The organism is Sphingomonas sp. TX0543 (genome assembly GCF_048565505.1).
Taxonomy (GTDB): Bacteria; Pseudomonadota; Alphaproteobacteria; order Sphingomonadales; family Sphingomonadaceae; genus Sphingomonas.
The window spans coordinates 1986729-2010365 of the sequence record NZ_JBLZUS010000002.1 but is presented as its reverse complement, the minus strand read 5'-3'; the positions used below and the strand labels follow the sequence as shown (position 1 = coordinate 2010365).

Sequence of the window (23637 nt, the reverse complement as noted above, 5' to 3'; positions counted from 1 at the left end):
GATGATGGCTACCGAATACTTAACGGCCGGGCATAAAGCTTAATAGCTATCCCGCGCCCTGCGCCATCGGCAAGCGCACACGGACGAGCAGACCACCGAGATCCTCGCTCTCTTCAAGCGTGACGGTGCCTTCATATATCTCGACGACATCGCGGACGATCGCGAGGCCCAGCCCGGTGCCGGGCTTGCCCGTGTCCAGCCGCACGCCGCGATCGAAGGTGCGGATACGCTCCTCCTCGGGAATGCCCGCACCGTCGTCTTCGACCATCATCTCGACGAACCCGGATTGCGCGGAGACGGTCACGAACACGCTGCCGCCACCGTATTTTGCGGCATTCTCCACCAGATTGCCCGTGATTTCGTCGAGATCCTGCCGCTCGATATGCGCAATGAGCGTCTTGTCGCCATCCATGTCGATGCGGACGTGGGGATAAAGGCGCTGCACCGCGCGCTCGACGGATTCGATCGACGGCCAGACTTGCGCCCGACTATGCGCCGAGCCGCGACGGCCGACAGCGCGCGCGCGCGCGAGATGATGGTCGACCTGGCGCCGCATCGTCCGCGCCTCGCGCACGACGGTTTCGGCAAGGTCATCCGCATCGGCGGTGGCCGCGTTCATGATGACGGTGAGCGGCGTTTTCAGCGCATGGGCAAGATTGCCGGCATGGCGCCGCGCCTCCTCCGCCTGCACCTCGTTATGCGCGACGAGCGCGTTGAGTTCATGCACCAGCGGCGCAATCTCCACGGGCAGCTTGCCGGAAATGCGATTGATCCGGCCGCCGCGCATCCGCGCGATCTCCAGCCGCAATTTGCGCAACGGAAGGAGCCCGTAGAAGGTCTGTATCGCCGCCAGCACGATCAGCCCCAGCCCGAGCAGCAGGAAGCTGCGCACGAGCGTGCGGCGCAGAACATCGATCTGCGCGTCCAGCCCCGCGCGACTCTGCGCCACCTGAAAGCGCCAGCGTACCGGCGAGCGCGGCAGCGTGACATCGCGTTCGACGACGCGCAGCTTCTCATCGCGAAACTGGGCACTGTCGTAGGTGTGCACGCTGCGATCGTTGTGATCCGCGCCATATCTAAGCTGACGATCCCACAGCGATCGCGACGGAAACGGCTCCCGCCCGCGCGCCGAAACCTGCCAGTAGAGGCCGGAATATGGCTCCAGAAACCGCTGGTCCGCCGGCTCGCGATTGAACATCACCTCGCCGTCCGGCCCGATTTCGGCCGAAACGAGCAAGGATTGCAGCACATATTCGAGCTGATCGTCGAAATTGCGCGTGACAGCGTTCACCAGCACGCGATCGAGCGCAAAGCCGCCACCGGCGAGCAGCAGCAATATCCACGCCGCCGCGATCAGGATCATTCGCCGGGTCAGCGATCCTGAACTGCGAATCGGGCGTAGGGAATCCGGCATCTGACCGGTCATCGGCCGGCGCCGGTCAGGCCGCCGGTTCTTCCAGACTATAACCCAGCCCACGGATCGTGGTGATGACATCTTGGCCGAGCTTCTTGCGGATGCGGGTGACGAACACCTCGATCGTATTCGAATCGCGATCGAAATCCTGATCGTAAATATGCTCGATCAGCTCGGTGCGGCTGACAACCTTGCCCTTGTGATGCAGCAGGTAGCTCAACAGCTTGTATTCCTGCGCCGTCAGCTTGACCGGCTCGCCGGCGCGGGTGACCTTCCCGGAGCGGGTGTCGAGGCGGACGTCGCCGGCGGTGAGCTCGGACGACGCATTGCCCGAGGCGCGGCGGATCAGCGCGCGGAGCCGCGCGATCAATTCCTCGGTCTGGAACGGTTTGGCCACATAATCATCGGCGCCCGCATCAAGCCCGGCGACCTTGTCCGACCAGCTATCCCGCGCGGTGAGCACGAGCACGGGCATCGTCTTGCCCTCCTTGCGCCATCGATCGAGCACGGTCAGCCCGTCGATCTCGGGCAGGCCGAGATCGAGAACGATCGCGTCATAATTTTCGGTCGAGCCAAGGAAGTGCCCCTCCTCCCCGTCGGTGGCGAGGTCGATCGCATAGCCGGCGCCTTCCAGCGTATTCTTGAGTTGCTGGCCGAGGTTCGGCTCGTCTTCGACGATCAGGACGCGCATATTGTCTCCCTGGGTTACGCCTATGGCGTTAACACCGAACCGGCCGTGAGGGAATTCACCTGTCGCTTTGCTGAATCAGCGGCCGGTACGCCCGATCACCTGCCCGGTCCGGCCATCGACATCGATCCAGATCACGGTGCCGTCGCGCAGGAATTTCAGCGTGTAAACGCCGCTCGGCAGTTCGAGATCGAAGCCGATATATTGCGCCCCCTTCATCGTCGGCACGATGCGACGCTCGATCTCCTTGAGCGGCAGAATCCTGCCCTGCCGCGTCGCCTGCCAGGCCGCGCTCGCCTCGCGCCCCTGATCCGGCTGCCCCGCGAGCGCGGGTCCGGCGACGAGCAGCAGCAATATGGAACCTGTCCCGATCCTCATCTCGGCAAGCGGGATAGCCGGCAAGGATTGAACAGCCCGTGAACATGACCAGCGGCCGCCCGGCCCGACGCGATCACTCTTTCATCGCCTCCAGCAACCGCTTGACGTCCTGCCCGCGGCCACGCGGCAGAATGAGGATGTCATCCCCGCTCGCCACGACGATGAGATCGCTCACGCCGACCATCGCGACGCGTGCGCGATCACTGCGCACCAGGCAGTTCGTCGTATCGAGCGCGATCACTTCGCCATTAAGGACATTGCCCTCACCATCCCGGTCGCTGATCGCGTGAAGCGCATCCCAGCTTCCCACGTCGCTCCACCCCATCGCGACGGGCACCACCGCAACGCGCTCGGCACGCTCCATCACCGCATAATCGATCGATTGGCTGCGAGCGCTGGCAAACGCCGCCGCGTCCGGGGTTATCCGCGTGCCATCTCGCGTCGCCAGGCCCATGGCGCGCGTGGTCGCTTCCACCATCGCGGGCTCGAAATTGCCCAGCGCATCGAGATAGGCATCGGCGCGAAACAGGAAGATGCCGCCGTTCCATACGTGGTCGCCGCTCGCGATCATCTTCTGCGCAGCTTCCAGCGGCGGCTTTTCAACGAAGCGATCGACCCGGTGGACACCCGGCACGATCGCCTCGCCCTCCTGGATATAGCCGTAACCGGTTTCCGGCCCGTCCGGCGTGATGCCGAACGTTATCAGCCACCCCTTATCCACCAACGGCATCGCGCGCGCGATCGCTTCGTGGAATGCCGCCACATCGGCGATGACATGATCGGACGGCATGACGAGCAACGGCGCCGTCCTGTCCTCCACCGCCAGCGCCGCCAGCGCGATCGCGGGGGCGGTATTGCGTCCCGCGGGCTCCAGGATCAGCGCCTGGGCGGGCAGCCCCATGGCATCAAGCTGCGCTTCCACCAGATCCGCATGGGCAGCGCTCGCCACCACGACCGGCGCAGCGAACCGCTCGGCCCGAATCCGCGACACGGTGAGCTGAAGCATCGTCTCCTCCGCGGTCAGCGCGAGCATCTGCTTTGGCATTTCGGGTCGCGACATCGGCCACAGCCGGGTCCCCGATCCACCGGACAGGATGACGGGAACGATCGGCGAGGCAAGGGTCATGCAGCACTCCAAAGTCTGTGGTTCTTCATCGCAAGGACAAATGCGCACGGCAATGGTTCGATCCGTCGCCGCGATTATTCGCTGCCTTCAGCCTTTCTTTGCCATTTCCTGCGATCAGGTGTCGGAGAAGCTTACACGCGCGCGATCGGATGGCGACGGAATGATAAGGGTTTTCAAGCATTACGTGCCGAACGCGGTGCTGCTGCTTGGGGTGCTCGACATTCTGCTGCTGCTGGCCGCCGCGGAATCCGGCTGGAAACTGCGGGCGTGGCAGATCGGCATCGACACCGGCCCGGTCTGGCCCCGCCTGCCGCAGTTGATAAGCTTTGCCGGGCCGTTGATGATCGCGATGGTGGCGGTCGGCGCCTATCAATCCGACGTTCTTGTTTCGATTCGGCAGGCGGCTATGCGGCTGATGGTCGCGGTGTCGCTTGGCGTCCTGTTCCTGTCGGTCCTGTTCTTCACCCTGCCGTCCGTCAGCCTGTGGCGCTCGAATCTTTTTTACGCGATGCTCTTCGCGACCCCTGGTCTGGTTCTCGTGCGACTGTTGTTCGGCGGGGCGCTGGGCAGCGAGCGGTTCAAGCGCCGTATCGTCGTGCTTGGATCGGGCGGGCGCGCGGCGCGCCTCGAGCGGCTTGAGAGAATGGCAGGATCGACATTCGTCATCGTCGGCTATGTCGCGATGGGAGAGCCGGAGACGCTGGTGCCGCAGGCGATCCCGCGCGCCGCGATCCACAACCTCGCCGATCACGTGGTGAAGCTGAAGGCGGCCGAGGTGGTGCTCGCGATCGAGGAGCGTCGAAATTCGCTGCCGCTCAAGGATCTGCTGCGTATCAAGACGACCGGCGTGCAGGTCAACGATTTCTCCGCGTTCATCGAGCGCGAGACCGGACGGATCGACCTGCAGACCGTGAACCCGTCCGCCCTGATCTTTTCCGACGGCTTTTCCTCGGGCCTGATACTGACCACAATCTTCAAGCGCGCATTCGATATCATTGCAAGCCTGCTCCTGCTCGTGCTCGCGCTGCCGCTGATCCTCGTCACGGCGGTGGCGATCAAGCTGGAGAGCAAGGGCCCGGCTTTCTACCGCCAGCAACGCGTGGGGCTGTACAACGAGCCCTTCTACATCCCCAAGCTGCGCTCGATGCGGCAGGACGCCGAAATCGCCGGCACCGCGATATGGGCCGCGGAACACGATCCGCGCGTCACCCGCGTCGGTCGCATCATCCGCAAGGTGCGGATCGACGAATTGCCGCAATGCTGGAGCGTGCTGAAAGGCGAGATGAGTTTCGTCGGCCCGCGCCCGGAACGCCCCCAATTCGTCGCCGATCTGGAAATCGAGCTGCCGTATTACGCCGAACGCCACATGGTGAAACCCGGGATCACCGGCTGGGCACAGATCAACTACCCTTATGGCGCCTCCGTCGACGATGCGCGCCAGAAGCTGGAATATGACCTCTATTACGCGAAGAACTATTCGCCCTTCCTCGATCTGTTGATCCTGCTGCAGACATTGCGGGTGGTGCTCTGGCCCGCTGGCGCGCGCTGACATGCCGCCTTCGGTAACGCTTTGGACACATGCGCTGGCGGCACTGCTGTTTGGCGCGCTCGCGCTGACACAAATCAGGCGTGGCAGCGCCACGTTGCCGCGCGCGACATTCGTGCTGGCGCTGGGCGCAACGGCGCTGTGGGCGCTTTCGGTGGCTGGTATCGGATCTGGCGACGTGGCTACGCGGATCGCGGATGGCGCGCGAAATCTGACGTGGCTCGCCTTCATGTATATCCTCGCGCGGCGGCATACCGTGGCTGATAATCAACGCTGGCGCGCTGTCCTGTACGTCGCATGCGCCCTGCTGACGGTGCTCGCGACCGGGCTTGGGGTGGCGGAGGCCGCGAGCGAACTGTCACAGGCGGCAGCGGTGATCGCCCCTACCCGCCTGGCGATGCGCATGCTGGGCACGCTGGCGACGCTGCTGCTGGTCTATCGCATCCAGGCCGCGGCCACGCGGGGCGGCGTGCGCATCGTCGCACTCGCGCTTGCGATCATGTTCTCGCTCGACCTGCTGACCCACATCACCAGCATGACGAATCCCGGCTGGGCGCGGGATCTCGGCGCGATTCGCGGGGTTGGTCTGGTCGGGATTGCGCCGCTCTTCGGGATGGCGATCCATCGGGACGGCGAATGGACGCTGCAGGTTTCCCGCAGACTTGCTTTCGCGACCCTCTCGGCGCTGCTGCTCGGCGCGTATCTGGCAATCACCGGGCTGACCGCAGGCCTGCTCGCCGAATTGGGTGGAGACCGCGCGCGGATGGTGCAGACGGTTTTCGTCTTCGGCACCGCGGCCGCCGTGCTCACGATCGTTTCGACGCCCTGGTTAAGGGCGACCGCCAAGGTGCTGGTCGCCAAGCACCTCTTCTCGCATCGCTACGACTATCGCGCGGAGTGGCTGCGCTTCAACGATACACTTGGCACTCCCGGCGAGAGCGCCGCGCCGCTGGCGGTGCGCGTCGTGAAGGCGGTGGCCGATGTCACCGATTCGCCGGGCGGACTGCTGCTGGTCGCTCGTGACGGGGCGCTTGAACGCGGCGCAGACTGGAACTGGCCCGCCGAAGACAATGATCCGACCGACAGCAACGCGGCGCTGCACGCCTATCTGGCCAAGACACGCCGTATCATCGAGCTCGACGCGGTGCGCGGTGACACCGCGATCGCAGGCGACCGCGCGGCGACCCCCACGTGGCTGATCGAGCGGCCTGAGGCATGGGCGATCGTGCCGCTGCTTCACTTCGAGCATTTGACCGGCGCGCTGGTGCTCGCGCGTCCCCCGCTCGATCGCGCGCTGGACTGGGAGGATTTCGATCTGCTCGGCGTAGCCGGACGACAGGTCGCGAGCTATCTCGCCGAGGATCGCGCGCACGACGCTTTGGCCGACGCCCAGCGCTTCGACGAATTCAATCGCCGCTTCGCCTTCATCATGCACGATCTGAAAAATCTCGTCAGCCAGTTGACGCTGCTGGCGCGCAACGCGGAGCGCCACGCGGACAATCCCGCGTTCCGCGCCGACATGGTGGAAACGCTGCGCGACTCGTCACAGCGGATGAACACGTTGCTCGCCCGCCTTTCGCAACATCACGGCGGACGCGGCGAAGCGCTGCGACCGGTCGCGCTTCGCGCACTTGCGGAACGGATCGCCGCCGCCCGCCGAGCCCAGCACCCGATCGCGGTGACGGGCTTGGCCAGCGCGACGGCGATCGCCGATCCGGCCGGGCTGGAAACGTTGCTGGGTCACCTCGTCCAGAATGCGATCGAGGCGAGCGCCGCGACCACGCCGGTGGCGCTCAACATTCTGGCCGCCACGGATGGTAGCGGGGTCAGTGTGGAGGTGATCGATCGGGGCTGCGGCATGTCGCCGGCGTTCATTCGCGATCGCCTGTTCAAGCCGTTCGTGTCGAGCAAGGAAGGCGGCTTCGGGCTGGGCGCGTTTGAAGCGCGGCAACTTGCGGAGGCGATGGGCGGCAATGTTTCGGTGGAGAGCCGCCCCGGTGAAGGCACATGCTTCCGCGTCACGTTGCGCGCGGTGGGAGAATTGGAGCAGGCCGCATGAGCGATCGTCCGAAACTGTTGATTATAGAGGACGATATCGGTCTCCAGCGACAATTGCGCTGGGCCTATGACGGATATGAGATAGTCGTTGCGACCGATCGCGCCGAGGCGATCGACGCGCTGCGCCTGCACGAACCGGCGGTCGTGACGCTCGATCTGGGCCTGCCGCCCGATCCCGACGGCACGAGCGAGGGGTTTGCAACGCTGGCGGACATACTTGCGCTGAAACCGGACACGAAGGTGATCGTCGCCTCCGGGCACGGCGCGCGCGATAGCGCGTTGCGCGCGATCGGCGATGGCGCGTGGGATTTCTACCAGAAGCCGATCGACATCGACACATTGGGCCTGATCGTCGCGCGTGCTTTCCACGTTCACGATCTGGAAGCCGAGAACCGGCAGCTGGCGGCCAGCGCGCGCGGGGCGACGATGGCCGGCCTGATCACAGCCGCGCCAGAGATGCTCAAGGTGATCCGCACGATCGAGCGCGTCGCCCCTGCCGACGTTTCGGTGATGCTACTTGGCGCAAGCGGCACCGGGAAGGAGTTGCTGGCCCGCGGGCTGCATGACGCATCACCGCGTCGCGGAGGCGCCTTCGTCGCGATCAACTGCGCCGCGATCCCCGAAACGTTGCTCGAAAGCGAACTGTTCGGGCACGAGAAAGGCGCGTTCACCGGCGCGGTCAAGACGACCGAGGGCAAGATCGAGCAGGCGCACGGCGGCACGCTGTTCCTCGACGAAATCGGGGATGTGCCGCTGCCGCTTCAGGTGAAGCTGCTGCGCTTTCTTCAGGAGCGGACGATCGAGCGGATCGGCGGCCGCCGCCCGATCGCGGTCGACACGCGGATCGTCTGCGCGACCCATCGCGACATCGACGCGATGGTGGCTGACGCCAGCTTCCGGGACGACCTGTATTACCGGTTGGCGGAAATCGTGATCCGCATCCCCTCTTTGGCGGAACGGCCTGGAGATGCCGCGCTGCTCGCTCGCCATTATGTCACCAAATATGCCAAGACGATGAACCCCGCAGTGACGGGGCTGGCCCCGGATGCGCGCGGCGCGATCGACGGCTGGGGCTGGCCGGGCAACGTCCGCGAGCTGGAAAATCGCGTGAAGCGCGCCGTCATCATGGCCGATGGCAAGCTCGTCACCGCAGCCGACCTCGATCTCGCCGGGCCGGATGACGCCCCGATCAATCTGCGCAGCGCGCGCGAAACAGCCGACCGGATGGCGATCCGTCGTGCGCTGGCGCGCGCTGATGGCAACATCTCGGGCACCGCGCGCCTGCTCGGCATCAGCCGCCCGACGCTTTACGATCTGCTCAAGAGCTACGATCTGCATGATTGAGGGGCCGGCGACCTATCCGTTGTTGCGCCGACGCCGACGGCGGACGCCGCGAGCACGGCGGCGGGCACTGTGGATCCGGCTGGCGGCGATCTGCACCGGCAGCGTCGTCATCGTCCTCAGCATCATCGCGATCGCGCGGCACGCCGCAGCGCCGGATCCGGTCGCCGAAACGAAGGCGGCCAGAGCCGCGTTCGCGGCAGGCAATTACAGCGCGGCGCGCCATCATGCGGAGGCGATCGTTGCTGTTTCGCCGCGACGACCGGACGCGCTCATGCTGCTTGCCCGGGCAAACCTCTCGCTAGGCGACGCGGATCGGGCGGAGGGCGCGCTCAACCGTGCGTACCGTGCTGGAGTTGCGAAGGAAATCATCCGGCCGCTCCTCGCCGAGGCGTGGCTGCGGCAGGGCGATACAGACCGCGCGTTGCGCGCCACCGCGGGCGAGGATGCCGGTCCTGCCGTGATCCGCATCCATGCCCGCGCGCTGGCCGCCAGCGGCGATGTGACCGGCGCGACCGCCGCGCTTACCGCGTTGCTCGCCGCCCATCCCGATGATGCGTCGGCCTGGATCACGCTGGCACGTATCCGGCTGGACGCCGGCGATATCGGAAATGCGGATATCGCCGCGCAACGCGCGCTTTCAATTTCCCGGACCGACCCGATCGCGCTTACCCTGCGCGGCGAGATCGTGCGCAGCCGTTACGGCCTGAATGCTGCACTGCCGTGGTTCGAGGCGGCGCTCGCGCGTGACGCTTATTACCATCCGGCGCTGATCGAATATGCGGCGACGCTGGGTGAATTGGGCCGTTACCGCGAGACGCTTGCCATCACCCGCCGTGCGCTGATCGCCCGGCCGGGAAGCCCACAGGCGCTGTATCTTCAGGCGGCATTGGCGGCGCGCGCGGGTCGGATCGCGCTTGCGCGCGCGTTGCTGGCAAAAACGGAAGGTGCGATCGACGGCGTGCCGGGCGTGGTGCTGCTGAGCGGCGCGATCGCTTACGCCTCGGGCGACTATGAACAGGCCGTCGCGCGATGGCGAGAGCTGATCGGAAGGCAGCCGATGAACCTTGCCGCGCGACGGCTGCTCGGCGCGGCGCTGATCCGGTCGGGCGACCTGCCCGGAGCGCTGGATGTGCTTCGCCCCGCCGCGCTGCGCGAGGATGCGGACAGCTACACGCTCGCGCTTGTCGGCCGCGCGTTCGAGGCGAGCGGCGAGCGCGACTGGGCGGCCCGGTTCCTGGATCGCGCCGCCACCCCCAGCCTCGGCACCCCCGCCCCTTTCGCCAGCGACGCGAGCGTCGAGGTACTCGCTGGCCAGGCTGCCGACGCACCGGGTGATCCGACCGCGATCGTTCCGCTCGTTCGAGCCATGCTTGAGGGAGGCGACCGGACCGGCGCCCTTTCCCGCGCGCAAGCGCTGGCAACTGCCTCGCCAGGCGCGCCGGCCGCTCAGTTGCTGCTTGGCGACACGCTGGCGATTGCCGGTCGTCATGCACCGGCATTGGCGGCCTATGCGCGCGCGGCGGACCTGCGCTTCGACCAGCCCGGATTTCTGCGGCTGACCGAGGCGGCGGCCCAATCCGGCAACGCCCTGCAGGGCGCACGCGCTGTCGCGCTGTATCGCGCCCAGAATCCCGAAGACATCGCCGCGCGCCGCATCCTCGCAAACCTCCAGCTTGGCGCGGGCCAATGGAACGAGGCGATCGCCACGCTCGAAACGCTCGCCCGCACGGTAGGCCCGCGCGATACGCTGCTTCTGTCGCAACTCGCCTACGCCCATGCCGGCGCGGGCGATGGCGCGATCGCGCGGCGCTACGGGCGCCGCGCCTATGAACGCGCGCCGACCAACCCGACGACGGTCGACGCCTATGGCTGGGCGGCCTATGCGGACGGCGATGTGACCACAGCGCGTATCCTGTTGCGAAAGGCCGTGACGCTCGCGCCTGCACGCGCCGATATACAGGGCCATCTTGCAACGGTGCAGTCAGTGCACTGACCCTTTGCGCCGCACGTCCGGCTGCGCTAGCCGCTCGTCATGGAAGACACGCTCGCCCGCATCGCCGCCGCGCTGGAGCGGCTGGCTCCGCCCCCGCCCACGTCGGCCGACCCGCTCGCGCATCCTGCCTATGTCTGGCGGGAAAGGACGCTGACCGCGACCCGCACCTTCGCGCCGCTCGCGATCGAACTGTTGCAGGGCGTGGATGCGCAGAAGAAGATGCTGCACGACAATCTCGCGCGGCTTGCAGCGGGCCATGCCGCGCAGGACGTGCTGATGTGGGGCGCGCGCGGCACCGGCAAGTCGGCGTTGGTCAAATCCAGCGTGGCCGCGATTCAGGCCGAGGGCGGCGCAATCGCGCTGGTGGAGGTTGCGGCCGATCGCCTCGAGACCTTGCCGGAGCTGTTCGCCGCGATCGCGGATGTGCCGCGCGCGTTCGTACTGTTCCTCGACGATCTCGGAATCGAGGCCGCGGCCGATGCGCGCGCGCTGCGCTCGCTGTTACAGGGTGGCGCGGAGGAGCGACCAGCCAATGCGCGACTGGTCGTCACCTCGAACCGCCGGCATCTCGTGCCGCGCGACATCCGCGAGCAGGAGAATGCGATCAATCCGCGCGATTCGGTCGATGACCATCTCGCGCTGGCGGATCGCTTCGGGCTGAGCATCGGCTTTCACGTCGTGGATCAGGATCATTATCTGGCGATCGTGCGCGGCTACGCCGAAAGCTACGGGCTTCCGTTCGACGCGAGCGACGCGATACAATGGGCCACCCGGCGTGGCAGTCGGTCTGGCCGGGTGGCGTGGCAATATGTCACTGATCTGGCGGGTCGCGCCGGTAAAGCGATCTAGCCCAGCGCTTCGACCTGTTCGGCCAGCTCGAGCCAGCGCAGTTCGGCGGCTTCCTTTTCCTCGCGGGCGACCGCGATCGCGCGGGTCAGCCGATCGAAGCCGCCCGGATCGCGCGCATATAGCCCCGGGTCCGCCATAGCGGCCTCGTCGCGCGCGATCTGCGCATCGAGCGCATCGATCCGCGCGGGCAACTGATCGAAATCGCGCTGATCCTTATAGCTGAGCTTGGCGCGCGTCGGCCGTGGCGGTGGCGGCGCAACATCGGCCTTGGGCGCAGGCTTTTTCGTCTCTGGCCGACGTTTGCGCTGGCGCTCCCAATCCTCGTATCCGCCGGCGACGATATCCACCGCGCCGCTGCCATCCAGTCCAAGCGTTACGGTCACGGTACGATCCAGGAAGTCGCGATCGTGGCTGACGATCAGCACCGTGCCATCATAGTCCGCGATCACTTCCTGAAGCAGATCGAGCGTTTCGAGATCCAGATCGTTGGTGGGCTCGTCGAGCACCAGCAGGTTTGACGGCCGTGCGAATTCCCGCGCCAGCAAGACGCGCGACCGCTCGCCGCCCGAGAGCGACGCGATACGAGCGTCCGCGATCGAGGGATCGAACAGGAACTCCTTGAGGTAGCCGTGGACGTGCTTTTTCACGCCCAGCACCTCGATCCAGTCCCCCCCGTCTGCCAGCACGTCGCGCACCCGCTTTTCCGGCGCCATCATGCTGCGCTGCTGATCGATGATGATCGCCTGCAGCGTCTTGGCCAGCTTCACGCTGCCGCTGTCCGGCTCCAACTCGCCGGTAAGCAGTTTGAGGAGGGTAGATTTTCCCGCGCCGTTGCGGCCGACGAGGCCAATCCGGTCGCCGCGCGTGACGCGGAAGGTCAAGTCTCGGATAATCGCGCGGTCACCGAACGATTTGGAAACCTGCTTCGCGTCGATCACCACCTTCGATCGCGCGTCATCATTGGCCATGGCGAGCGCTGCGGTGCCCTGCGTCCCCATCATAGCGGCACGCTCGGCGCGCATATCCTTAAGCTTGGTGAGGCGGCCCTGATTGCGGCGGCGGCGCCCGGTGACGCCGCGCTGGAGCCAGTGTTCCTCCAGTTTCAGCTTGGCATCGAGCTTTTCGGCGGCGCGCTGCTCCTCCGCCGCGACCTGATCGGTCCACGCCTCGAACCCGCCGAAGCCAATTTCGGCGCGGCGCAGCGTACCGCGATCAAGCCACAACGTCTGCTTCGTCAGGCGCGTCAGGAACGTGCGATCATGGCTGATGACGACGAACGCGCCGTTGAAACGCTGGAGCCAATCCTCCAGCCACTCGATCGCCGCGATATCGAGGTGATTGGTCGGCTCGTCGAGCAGCAGCACGTCCGGTGACTGTGCGAGCGCGCGGACGATCGCGGCACGACGACGCTCACCGCCGCTGGCGGTGCCGCACTGACGGGTAAGGTCGATGCCAAGCTGGTCCGCGATCGCCTCCGCTTCGTAATGCTCGGGGGCGTCGGGGGCGGACAGCACATAATCCGCCAGCGTCGCAAAGCCGGTGAGATCAGGCTCCTGTTCCAGCAAGATCGCCTTTGTGCCGGGCACAATCGTGCGACGGCCCTCATCCGCGTCGATGCGCCCCGCGATCAGCTTCAGCAACGTGGTCTTGCCCGCGCCATTGCGACCGATCAGCGCAAGGCGGTCGCGAGGCTGGATATAGAGATCGAGGTGGCGAAACAGCCAGCCGGCGCCCTGAACAAGGCCAAGGTCTTCGTATGCGAGAATTGGGGCAGCCATGACGGCGGCAGATAGGAGGGTGGCCGGATAAAGAAAAGGCCGGGAACGCCAAGCTCCCGGCCCAATCCTGATGCGGAACTGGAGACGGCAGGGCCGCCAGCCTCAGGCCAGACCGGGTCGGCTATGCCGCCCGGCCCGCCCGTTCCGATTTTCCGTCCGGGGCAGCATTCACTGCCCCGGCTGAAAATCAGAAGTCCATGCCGCCCATGCCGCCGCCCGGCATTGCCGGCATCGCGGGCTTGTCTTCCGGCAATTCGGAAACAGCCGCCTCGGTGGTGATGAGGAGGCCCGCAACCGATGCCGCATTCTGCAGCGCGGTACGCACCACCTTGGTCGGGTCGATCACGCCGGCCTGCACCAGGTTCTCATAGGTGTCGGTTGCAGCGTTGAAACCGAACGACGTGTCCGACTGATCGAGCAGCTTGCCCGAGACGACTGCGCCGTCCTGGCCGGCGTTGGCCGCGATCTGGCGAACCAGCGACGTCAGCGACTTGCGGACGATATCGATGCCGCGGGTCTGGTCGTCGTTCTCGCCCTTCAGGCCGTCGAGCGCCTTCGTCGCGTACAGCAGCGCAGTGCCGCCGCCCGGGACGATGCCCTCTTCAACCGCCGCGCGGGTCGCGTGAAGCGCGTCGTCGACACGATCCTTCCGCTCCTTGACCTCAACCTCGGTCGCACCGCCGACCTTGATGACGGCGACGCCGCCAGCGAGCTTCGCCAGACGCTCCTGGAGCTTCTCGCGATCATAGTCGCTGGTGGTGACGTCGATCTGCTGGCGGATCGCCTCAACGCGGCCCTTGATCGCGGACTCTTCACCGGCGCCATCGACGATGGTGGTGTTGTCCTTGTCGATCGTCACGCGCTTGGCGGTGCCGAGCATGCCCAGCGTGACGGTCTCGAGCTTGATGCCCAGATCCTCGCTGATGACCTCGCCCTTGGTGAGGATCGCGATATCCTCGAGCATCGCCTTGCGACGATCGCCGAAGCCCGGTGCCTTGACGGCGGCCACCTTCAGGCCGCCACGCAGCTTGTTGACCACCAGCGTGGCGAGCGCCTCACCCTCGATGTCCTCGGCGATGATGAGCAGCGGGCGACCCGTCTGCACGACCGCCTCGAGCACCGGAAGCATCGACTGCAGGTTCGACAGCTTCTTCTCGTGGATCAGGATGTAAGGATCGGCGAGTTCGACCGACATCTTTTCCGGATTCGTGATGAAATACGGCGAGAGATAGCCGCGGTCGAACTGCATACCTTCGACGACGTCCAGCTCGAATTCGAGACCCTTGGCCTCTTCGACCGTGATGACGCCTTCCTTGCCGACCTTCTCCATCGCCTCGGCGATCTTCTGGCCCACTTCCTTGTCGCCGTTAGCCGAGATGATGCCGACCTGCGCGATCTCGTTCGAGCCCGAAACGGCCTTGGAGCGCGCCTTGATATCCTCGACTACCTTGCCGACGGCGAGATCCACGCCGCGCTTCAGGTCCATCGGGTTCATGCCGGCCGCGACCGACTTCATGCCCTCGCGAACGATCGCCTGGGCCAGTACGGTGGCGGTGGTGGTGCCATCGCCGGCGACGTCGTTGGTCTTCGAGGCGACCTCGCGGACCATCTGCGCGCCCATATTCTCGAACTTGTCCTTAAGCTCGATTTCCTTGGCGACGGAAACGCCGTCCTTGGTGATGCGCGGTGCGCCGAACGACTTGTCGATCACGACGTTGCGGCCCTTCGGCCCGAGCGTGACCTTCACCGCATCGGCGAGAATGTCCACGCCGCGCAGGATGCGCTCACGCGCGTCGCGGCTGAATTTTACGTCCTTGGCTGCCATGGTGGCTACCCTTTCAAATGACGATTGTTGAGAAAATTACGGCCGAAAAGCTCAGGCCTCGACGATGCCGAGGATATCGCTTTCCTTCATGATGAGCAGGTCTTCGCCGTTCACCTTGACTTCGGTGCCGGACCACTTTCCGAACAGGATGCGATCGCCGGCCTTCACGTCGAGCGGCGTAACCTTGCCGTCCTCGCCCTTGGCGCCCGCACCGGCGGCGACCACTTCGCCTTCCTGCGGCTTTTCCTTGGCGGTGTCGGGAATGATGATCCCGCCGGCCGTCTTCTCTTCCGCTTCAACGCGGCGAACGAGAACACGGTCGTGCAACGGACGAAAGTTCATTGCTATACCCTCTCTAAAGGCAATGTGACAATTTCTTGGCACTCAGCGAATGCGAGTGCCAGCAGCCGGCATATGTGGGGGACGCCGCGCACCGTCAATGGCGAGGGGCCGAATTTTTTGGTCGCGCGTCAGGAGCCGGTCAGGCCGATCCGCTCGCGTGCGTTCCAGCGCCACAGGAGCAGGATCGATACGACGAGCAATCCGGCAGCAAGCCCCATCCATATGCCGACACCGGCAAGTGGCGTTCGGAACCCCAGCGCGATCGCAGTACCGAAGCCGACGATCCAGTATCCGAACAAGGCCACGAGCATCGGCACGCGCGTGTCCTGCAGGCCGCGCAATATCGCTGCCGCCACCACCTGCGCCCCGTCGACTATCTGGAATACCGCCGCCACCGCCAGATAACTGATCGCCAGCCGCACCACGATCGCGTTCGCCGGGTCATTGATGTCGAGATAGCCGCTTACGAGCAGACGCGGCACGGCCCACATTGCGATCGCGCTCACCACCATCGACGCGATGCCGACGGCAAGCGCCACCCTCCCCGCCCGCGCAATCCACGCCGGATCACGTGCGCCATAGGCCATGCCGACACGAATGGTCGCTGCCTGCGCCACGCCAAGCGGCACCTGAAACGTGATAGAGGCGATGTTGAGGGCGACGGCATGAGCCGCCACTTCCCTCACGCCAAGCACGCCCATCAACAAGGACGCACCACCGAACAGCGCGCCCTCCGCCATCCACGTGAGCGAGATGGGGGCGCCCAGCTTCACGATCTCCCGGAAGCGCGACCACTCGGTCCGCCACCAGCGTCCGAACAGTCGATAGCGGCGCAGACGGCGATCGAAATGAAGGATTAGCCAATAGGCGATCGCCATCGCCGTCAGGCTGATGACGCTTGCAAGCGCCGAGCCCTCAAGCCCAAGACGCGGAAACCCGAGGTTGCCAAACACCAGGCACCAGTTCGCGGCGATGCTGAGCAGCAACCCCATACCGGTCACTGCAAACGCCCAGCCGGGCCGCCCGAGCGCTGCGGCGGTGCCACGCATCACCGCCGAAGCGATGCCGGGGAAGATGCCGATCAGCATGATATCAAGGAAATGCCCGGACCGCCGGACCACATCAGGATCCTGATCGGCAAGACGCAATAGCGCCGCGCCGTTCGCAAGGATGATCGCCACCACCACCGCACTCGCCATGCCGACCCACAACGCCATGCGAAAAGTGCGCCGCACCTCGCGCACCGCATGCTGGCGTCGGCCAAGTTCCGCCGCGATCAGGGGCGACGCTGCGGTCGTCAGACCAATCGTTCCGTACATCAGCACGTTGAACAGGAAGACGCCGAGCGTCGCCGCCGCAAGCTCCACCGTCCCCAATCGCGCCACGAAGATCACGTCAACGGCAGCGACGGCCATCTGCAACAGGTTTGCGCCCACCAATGGCCCGGCGAGCCGCATCAGCGCGCGCAGTTCATCGCCGCCGGTTGCGGATGCGGTGCCGGTCAGCGGTGCAAGAGTATCGGTCGAGGTCATGGTCATGCGGTGCCGGGAATAGAAGTCAACAATACCGGGTCGCACGCCAGCGGGATCGTCCGCGTATCAGACGAAGGCGCGATCTATCCGCGATGCATCATGCTGACAAGGCGCGCGTCAGCGTTGCGGCCTGGACAGCACGTTGGCATTGCCATCCTTCCTGATTTCGACAAGCTGCTGGCTGCGGCCGTCACATTCAACGCGCCAGTTTTTGACACCGCGCTCGTCAGGAAAGCGCTGGATTTGAGTCACATCCTGGCACGGCAACCCGGCGTCGCGCACCGCGCGGAACAGCACGCCGCGCAATTGACCGTCCGGCAGCTTCGCGACGGCGGCGGCGATATCGGGACCGTTGTAAACAACTTGCAGGTTGGTCGCCTCGGTTGCCGCCGAGCGATCCGCGCCGCCGGAACAGGCGGTGAGCAGTAGAGACAAGGTGACAGGCGCTGCAAATTTCATCGGACGGTTTCTCTCGCAAGAGACGCCGCCAAGAATAAGCGCGGCGATCGGATAACGCAAAATTCCTCACCGGAATAAAGGCTGCGAAACGATCGGGCGGGCGCGTCGCTGATAAAGGCTATGCGATCATCCCGTCATCGCCTGCCGCGAGCACGCGGCCCATCGCCTCGAACAGAATATCCATTGCGACCGGCTTGAAGATCACGTCATCCGCTCCTGCGGCGAGACAGCGTTCACGCAGATCGGGCGCGGTATCGGCAGTAACCACGATCACCGGCACACCCGCCTTGGCATCGGTGCGCGCGCGGATTGCGCGGATTGCGGAGATGCCATCCATCCCCGGCATCCTCAGATCCACCAGCAATATATCGAAATCGGTTCGATCGAGGATCGCGAGCCCCTCTTCGGCGCTCTCGGCGCCGGTCATCGACGCGCCAGCCACTTCAAGCATATCGTTCACCACGCGCCGGTTCATCCGGTCGTCTTCGATAAACAATACGTTCATGGCCGTGAGCCTAGATCGCGCGACGGTCGTTTCATCTCCGTACCTTTATCGCGCTATGCCGCTGCCGACACAAGCGAGCGCGCGCTCGGTTCGTCGAATAGTTCGGTTAACAAAGCATCTTTCGCAATCGGCTTCAGGATAACGCGATCGACCCCCGCCTGTTCCAGCATTTCGCTTTCTCCGGCCAGTGCGGCGGGACCGAGGATCGCAAGTCTGGCGTCCGCCGCGGCCGCTCGTATCATCTTGAGCGCGGAATAAGGGTCGGCAGCGAGCCGTAGCGTCGCATCGTCGATCAATATCGTGCGTGGGCCGCCATCAGCAATCAGTCCGACAGCTTCGTCCACCGATCCGGCAAATGTAACCGAACCCGCACGCGGCCCGAACAGGGTTTTGAACATCGCGCGGGTGATCGGGCTTCGATCTACCACCAGAATTCCATCGGCTTTGGCTTCATGCGACGCGACCGGCGCCTCCGCCCGCCGAAGCGGCAGATCGATGGTGAAGGTCGCGCCCTGATCCAGGTCGCTTTGGACCGACACGTCTCCACCCATCGCGCGCGCAAGGTTGCGACAGATCGCCAGCCCAAGACCGGTGCCGCCATATTGTCGCGTCGTTCCCGTATCAGCCTGGCGGAATGCCTCGAAGATGGCTTCATGCTTGGCCGGGGCAATACCGATGCCGGTATCTGCCACGGAAAGCCGCCAACGATCGCCCGCGACTTCCGTGGTCACGCCGATGCTGCCGGTATGAGTGAATTTTACGGCGTTCGACAGCAGGTTAAAAACGATCTGCCTCAGCCTCGCGCTGTCGCCGATGATCCATTCCGGTCCGTCTTCCAGCGTGGCGTCGAACGAAAGCTTCTTGGCGCGCGCCTGCTCGGCCCACATTCCGGTGGCATCACGAACCACCTGGCGCAGATCAAAAGCGGCTTCCTCTATAGTCATCTTGCCCGTTTCCATTTTGGCAACGTCAAGAATGTCATCGACCAGCGCGCGCATGTTGACGCCCGCGCCATGCACCACCGAAAGGCGCCCGCGCGTCTCGGTATCGAGCCGCTGGTCGGCAAGCATGACCTGCGTCATGCCCAGAATGCCGTTCAGCGGCGTGCGGATTTCGTGGCTTGTGGTAGCGAGGAACTCCGTCTTCGCGGCCAACGCCTTGCCGAGCGCTGTATTGCTGGCTGACAGCCTGTTACGGCTGCGGCGGAGCGTAAGGACACCGAAGGCCAACAATGCAATTACGAGCGCCGTGACCAACCCCGCACCGATAAACACAAAGCGTTGCGTGCGCGCCTTGTCACGCTCGAACGCTACCGTTTTCTGTAAGTCGCTGGCCTTTAGTGTGGCGATCCGCAGTTCCTGGTTCGCGAAATCGAACCGCGCGCCCGCCAATGCCGCGCTATTCGAGCGCGCCAGTTCGGTCGCTCGATCGTCAAGCCGCTTCAACGCCTCGAGGTGCGCCAGCGCAAGGCGATCGTCACCAAGAGCAGTGTAAATCCGGTACGCGATGTCGTGGCCATCGCGATCGCTGAGCTCGGTTGCTGTCAGATCGACATTGTCGAAACGGGCGTCGATCAAGGTTCGCGCGTCATCCAGCCTATGATGAAGATAGGCCGACTGGGCCGCAAGAACCTGAAACAGCGGACGATATGGCGCCGCACCGTCGCGACGGGTGAGAGCCCGGCCTTCCGAAATGGCGCGATCGGCATGAGGCAAATCATTCTGCTTGAGCCGAACGCGCGCGATATTGCTAAGCACTTGTGCCACGAGGAGATCGCTCGACATGCCGCGCGCGAGCTGGAGCGCCCGATCATATTGCTGCTCTGCCGCAGCAAAGCTCCCCATTTCTTTTAGGGCATTCCCTTTCCCGTTATATATCGAGAGAGCGAAATTAGGATCCTTGGAATAGATGTCTTTGGCTTGATCGAAATAGCGTAGCGCGGTAATATTATCGTTGCCGCCATAATATAGAAGAGCGATAGAAATAAGCGCCTTAGCCTCGCTTCTTTCATCGCTTAGCGAATGAAAAATCACATAGGCGCTGTGCAAATTGCTTAACGCCGCAGCCACCTCTCCCGTGGCGGTCCTGGCGCCGCCTAGCGACAGGAGTATGTCTGCCTGAAGATGGGTGTTTTTGTCGCTGCCCGCCAGCGTCCGCCGCGCACCGTTTAATATTGTGAGAGCCTTTTGCGGCTCGTTCATACGAAGATAGGCCTCGCCGAGCAGCCACTGCGCGGTAGCGATCATGTTTGCCGAGCGCTTCTCCTGCGCGAAGCGCAACACGTTGTTGCGGCGACGGATCGCCTCACCGGGATCCGCCATCATCGCCGCCTTCACGCTCGCGATCATCGTGTCGAATTGAGCGCTCTGACCCGCCGCTACAACCGGCGTGCTCAGCAATATGCCGCACGCCGGGATGAGACGGAGTGCGCGCAACCGGCGTTTCAGCCGCGTTTCCACGTCGGTGCCAGGCGATTGAACGGTCCGCGATTTTCCTGGCCACCCTGATGCCAGGATTCGTCATCGAGAAAGGCAACCAGAGCGTCGATGGACACCGGACGGCTGATTAGAAAACCCTGCACCATATCGCAGCCCATCACCGTCAGCAGCGCCAGCGCGGCGTGACTCTCGACGCCTTCCGCGACCACCTCCATCTCCAGGGCATGCGCGAGATCTATTGTCGATCGCACGATCAGCGGGTCACGGTTCGAACTGGTCAATTGCGTTACGAACAGCTTGTCTATTTTCAGTTCGACGGCCGGAAGCTGCTTCAGATAAGCAAGACTGGACAGGCCCGCTCCGTAATCGTCGATTGCTATGGTGATGCCGATATCTGCGAACACCTGCAGATTCGCGATCGCGCTGACGGGATCCCGGATCACTGAAGTTTCGGTAACTTCAAAGCCCAATGTCGCGCCGCTTGAGGCGACAAGGGCGCAAGCCTCGCGGACGAAAACGGCATCGGCCAGCAACTGCCCGGAAATATTGACGAAAAGGCGCTGATCATGCCCGAGCGAGCGCATTTTCCGCTGGTCTTCGATCACCTGCCGGATCGTCCACAGCGTCAGTCTGTCGATAAGATGCGCTTCTTCCGCAACCGGAATGAACTCGATCGGCGGTATCAGTCCGCGCTCCGGGTGGCGCCAGCGAATTAGCGCCTCGGCACAAGTGACTTTCTGTCGCCGAACATGGAATTTCGGTTGATAGAGCATGAGCAGCTCGCCACGCTCGATGGCCAGCTCCAATTCTGTCGCGAGTTCACTGGCGACCGCACCCCGCTCTGGAACGCTGCCATCAATACCGTTGCCGCGCGCGTTCGCGAGAGCGGCTTCCGCGCGCTCGATCAGCGTGACGGAATCGTGTTCATCCTCCCTGATGGCGGCGCCGCCGAGTCGCAGGGTAACCGTACAACGCCGGTCGCCCATTTCGATCCCAGTCGCGCTGGCGGCCCGAAGCCGCGGGAGAAGCGCTTCATATTCTGCCCATGACGCCGCGACAGCCTCGATCTCAATCAGGTCGCGCCCAACTGCGCGCACCGTCCCATCCGACACGACCGCCGCAAGCCGCTTCGCCGTCACCTCGACCAGCGCCGCCGCGCGTTCGGCGCCAAGCAAACGGCGCAACGATGCAAAATTGGCAACTTCGGCGAGCACAACCAACCGCCACGCGTTCGCCGACGACCGAACGGCTGGCGCCGGTTCGGCATCGGTCGACGGAGCCGTCTGGGGAAGCATTTCTGAGCGGTGCTGTACCATCATCAACAGCGGTATGCGGAATGGCTGAAGATATAATTAATCAACGAACCTCCCAGAGCGCCTGAGCTTAGCCCATTGCGGATTGGTTGATATTTCGTTAAGCGTGACTCGCAACCCATTGGGGTTGCCCATAAAGGGAGAAAGCCATGCTCGCTCTTATTCTTGCGCTTATCTACGGTACGGACATCCGTCCCTGGTAACAGTAATTCCGGCTCGAACATTCTGATAATATGCTGGTTTTTCCGCAGATTATCGGAATTTCGGGCCGGAAAATCTGCGAAACCGACCTCCTGTCCAGGCGATCTGATCGGTAGTTTTCGCCTCGATATGGTTGTCTGCGACGCGTTAAGGCGTTTTTGATTACGGCCTTTATCGACCTACAGCGCCTGATTTCCACGCGCTTGAAAGGTGGGCGGTCTGCCGCGGACTGAGCCGTTCTTCATTCGACCAGTCGAACTTGCCACGGGAGGGCTACCCCCCCGATGCCGAGTTGCGTGTGCCGCCCACTGTTTCGGGACGCAGCGGATTTACCGATCGCGATTTTTTCTCGCAAAAGCCGCTCGTCAGGCGGCTACCTTTGCGCGGACATGCTCCGGATTGGAAAACTCCATGCTGTCATCCAACGAACCGAACCGTAGCGCCATGACGTCAAGCGCGTAATTCTGGTGCAATTTCCAGGGTTTCCGCTTTCCTTGCTTTGGAAGGCTTTCCAACGCGCGCTCCACGTAACCGGACGTGAAGCTCAGGAACGGCTCCTCCTCGATCACTTCGGCCCCGATCCGCGGCGTGCATTGCCGCATTCCTCGCCTGCGCATCGCCTCCAGCAAGCGACAGACGTACATCGACGTCAGGTCCGCCTTCAGCGTCCAGGACGCGTTGGTATAGCCGAAACAAGAAGCGAGGTTCGGAACATCGGAATACATCATGCCTTTGTAGTTAAGTGTCCGGGACAACTCGACAAGCTTTCCGTCGACGGTGAAAGGTACCCCGCTCAGTAATTGCATCTGCAAGCCCGTCGCGCTGACAATTACGTCGGCGTCGATCGTCTTGCCATTGTTGAGGCGGATGTCACCGTCGGTGAAGGTATCTATCGTTCCGGTTTCGACCGAGGCACTGCCCGCCTTGATTGCATCGAACAGATCCGCGTCGGGAACCAGGCAGAGCCGCTGGTCCCACGGATTATAGCGCGGCGTGAAGTGGGTCGCGATGTCATAGTCAGGGCCGAGCTGCTCCCGCACCATCGCGATCAGCCGCTCCTTCGCCTTTTCCGGGCGCTTGCGCGTCATGCGGAAGAAGAACATCTGCAACAGCACATTTTTCCAGCGCGTGATACCATAGGCGGCTTTTTCCGGCAGCTTGCGCCGCAGGAAGTTCGCGAAACGATCCTCCGCCGGACGTGAAACGACGTAGGTAGGCGAGCGCTGGAGCATGGTGACATGCGATGCGGTTCGCGCCATTTCAGGCACGAGGGTGACGGCGGTCGCCCCGCTGCCGATCACCACGACCTTCTTTCCCGCATAATCCAGGTCTTCCGGCCAGAATTGCGGATGGACGATCCGGCCGCGGAAATCATCGGAACCCGGGAAATCGGGCGCGTGTCCGGTGGCGTAATTGTAATAGCCCGAGCACATATACAGGAAGTTGCAGGTAAACCGACGCGCTTCGCCCGCCCCCGTTTCGCACTGCACCGTCCAGCAGGCCTCCGGCGTGGACCACGCCGCGCTGATGACGCGATGACCGAACCGGATATGCCGATCGATGCCGTAGGTCCGTGCCGTATCGGCAATATACTCACGTATCGAAGGGCCGTCCGCGATTGCCTTCGCCTGGGTCCATGGCCGGAAGTTGTAGCCAAGCGTGTGCATATCAGAATCCGAACGGATTCCGGGATAGCGGAACAGATCCCAGGTTCCGCCGATCGCCTCCCTCCCCTCAAGGATCAGGTAACTGCTCTTCGGACTGCGCGTCTGAAGATGATAACCGGCGCCGATCCCGGACAGGCCGGCACCAACAACGATTACATCGACATGCTCGGTCATGCACTAT

18 protein-coding genes are annotated in these 23637 nt (G+C 64.0%); 5 read left to right on the top strand and 13 right to left on the bottom strand.

The features are described 5' to 3' along the window. Positions 1–46: 46 nt before the first annotated feature. From ACM61V_RS10205 to ACM61V_RS10190, 4 genes are all read right to left on the bottom strand, one after another. Positions 47–1426, bottom strand: a complete 1380-nt coding sequence (locus ACM61V_RS10205) for an ATP-binding protein (protein WP_137785608.1) — start codon at positions 1424–1426, stop codon at positions 47–49. 13 nt (positions 1427–1439) lie between these two features. Beyond that, positions 1440–2105, bottom strand: a complete 666-nt coding sequence (locus ACM61V_RS10200) for a response regulator transcription factor (RefSeq protein WP_137785609.1) — start codon at positions 2103–2105, stop codon at positions 1440–1442. Positions 2106–2180: 75 nt separating this feature from the next. Continuing rightward, positions 2181–2480, bottom strand: coding sequence for a hypothetical protein (locus tag ACM61V_RS10195; RefSeq protein WP_137785610.1), 300 nt, complete (start codon positions 2478–2480; stop codon positions 2181–2183). Between the two features lie 73 nt (positions 2481–2553). Then, positions 2554–3606 (bottom strand): mannose-1-phosphate guanylyltransferase/mannose-6-phosphate isomerase, encoded by a 1053-nt coding sequence (locus tag ACM61V_RS10190; protein ID WP_419713969.1) that lies wholly within the window; start codon positions 3604–3606, stop codon positions 2554–2556. Between the two features lie 160 nt (positions 3607–3766). Here ACM61V_RS10190 and ACM61V_RS10185 point away from each other — a divergent pair, with 160 nt between their 5' ends. Genes ACM61V_RS10185 through ACM61V_RS10165 form a run of 5 tightly spaced genes read left to right on the top strand, consistent with a single transcriptional unit; the run spans position 3767 to position 11396 of the window. After that, positions 3767–5155: a TIGR03013 family XrtA/PEP-CTERM system glycosyltransferase gene (locus ACM61V_RS10185; protein ID WP_137785612.1), complete on the top strand. Its 1389-nt coding sequence runs from the start codon at positions 3767–3769 to the stop codon at positions 5153–5155. Position 5156: 1 nt separating this feature from the next. Next, a complete protein-coding gene (gene prsK, locus ACM61V_RS10180; RefSeq protein ID WP_137785613.1) occupies positions 5157–7211 on the top strand; it encodes an XrtA/PEP-CTERM system histidine kinase PrsK in 2055 nt (684 codons plus the stop codon). Continuing rightward, complete coding sequence (gene prsR, locus ACM61V_RS10175; RefSeq protein ID WP_137785614.1) at positions 7208–8554, top strand: PEP-CTERM-box response regulator transcription factor; 1347 nt, start codon at positions 7208–7210, stop codon at positions 8552–8554. Before prsK ends, prsR begins: the two co-directional genes overlap by 4 nt. Next, complete coding sequence (locus ACM61V_RS10170; RefSeq protein ID WP_137785615.1) at positions 8547–10547, top strand: tetratricopeptide repeat protein; 2001 nt, start codon at positions 8547–8549, stop codon at positions 10545–10547. The genes prsR and ACM61V_RS10170 overlap by 8 nt, the downstream gene beginning before the upstream one ends. A 39-nt stretch (positions 10548–10586) precedes the next feature. Next, positions 10587–11396, top strand: a complete 810-nt coding sequence (locus ACM61V_RS10165) for an ATP-binding protein (protein WP_137785616.1) — start codon at positions 10587–10589, stop codon at positions 11394–11396. Here the strand turns inward: ACM61V_RS10165 and ACM61V_RS10160 are convergent. The 9 genes from ACM61V_RS10160 to ACM61V_RS10120 form a co-directional block, all read right to left on the bottom strand. Beyond that, positions 11393–13174, bottom strand: coding sequence for an ABC-F family ATP-binding cassette domain-containing protein (locus tag ACM61V_RS10160; protein ID WP_137785617.1), 1782 nt, complete (start codon positions 13172–13174; stop codon positions 11393–11395). The genes ACM61V_RS10165 and ACM61V_RS10160 overlap by 4 nt on opposite strands. A gap of 187 nt (positions 13175–13361) precedes the next feature. After that, on the bottom strand, positions 13362–14999 hold the full coding sequence (gene groL, locus ACM61V_RS10155; protein ID WP_137785618.1) for a chaperonin GroEL: 1638 nt from the start codon (positions 14997–14999) through the stop codon (positions 13362–13364). 51 nt (positions 15000–15050) lie between these two features. Beyond that, complete coding sequence (groES, locus tag ACM61V_RS10150) at positions 15051–15341, bottom strand: co-chaperone GroES (RefSeq protein WP_137785619.1); 291 nt, start codon at positions 15339–15341, stop codon at positions 15051–15053. 128 nt (positions 15342–15469) lie between these two features. Next, positions 15470–16873 carry an MATE family efflux transporter gene (locus ACM61V_RS10145; RefSeq protein ID WP_419714261.1) on the bottom strand — a complete coding sequence of 468 codons (1404 nt, stop codon included), beginning with the start codon at positions 16871–16873 and terminating at the stop codon, positions 15470–15472. A gap of 117 nt (positions 16874–16990) precedes the next feature. Continuing rightward, complete coding sequence (locus ACM61V_RS10140) at positions 16991–17392, bottom strand: hypothetical protein (RefSeq protein WP_137785620.1); 402 nt, start codon at positions 17390–17392, stop codon at positions 16991–16993. Between the two features lie 58 nt (positions 17393–17450). Then, entirely contained in the window at positions 17451–17837 is a 387-nt protein-coding gene (locus ACM61V_RS10135) for a response regulator (protein ID WP_137785621.1), read from the bottom strand. Between the two features lie 53 nt (positions 17838–17890). Continuing rightward, positions 17891–20296, bottom strand: coding sequence for an ATP-binding protein (locus tag ACM61V_RS10130; protein ID WP_419713968.1), 2406 nt, complete (start codon positions 20294–20296; stop codon positions 17891–17893). Beyond that, a complete protein-coding gene (locus ACM61V_RS10125) occupies positions 20281–21261 on the bottom strand; it encodes an EAL domain-containing protein (RefSeq protein WP_419713967.1) in 981 nt (326 codons plus the stop codon). The genes ACM61V_RS10130 and ACM61V_RS10125 overlap by 16 nt, the downstream gene beginning before the upstream one ends. A gap of 893 nt (positions 21262–22154) precedes the next feature. Further along, positions 22155–23630 carry a flavin-containing monooxygenase gene (locus tag ACM61V_RS10120; protein WP_419713966.1) on the bottom strand — a complete coding sequence of 492 codons (1476 nt, stop codon included), beginning with the start codon at positions 23628–23630 and terminating at the stop codon, positions 22155–22157. Positions 23631–23637 lie beyond the last annotated feature (7 nt).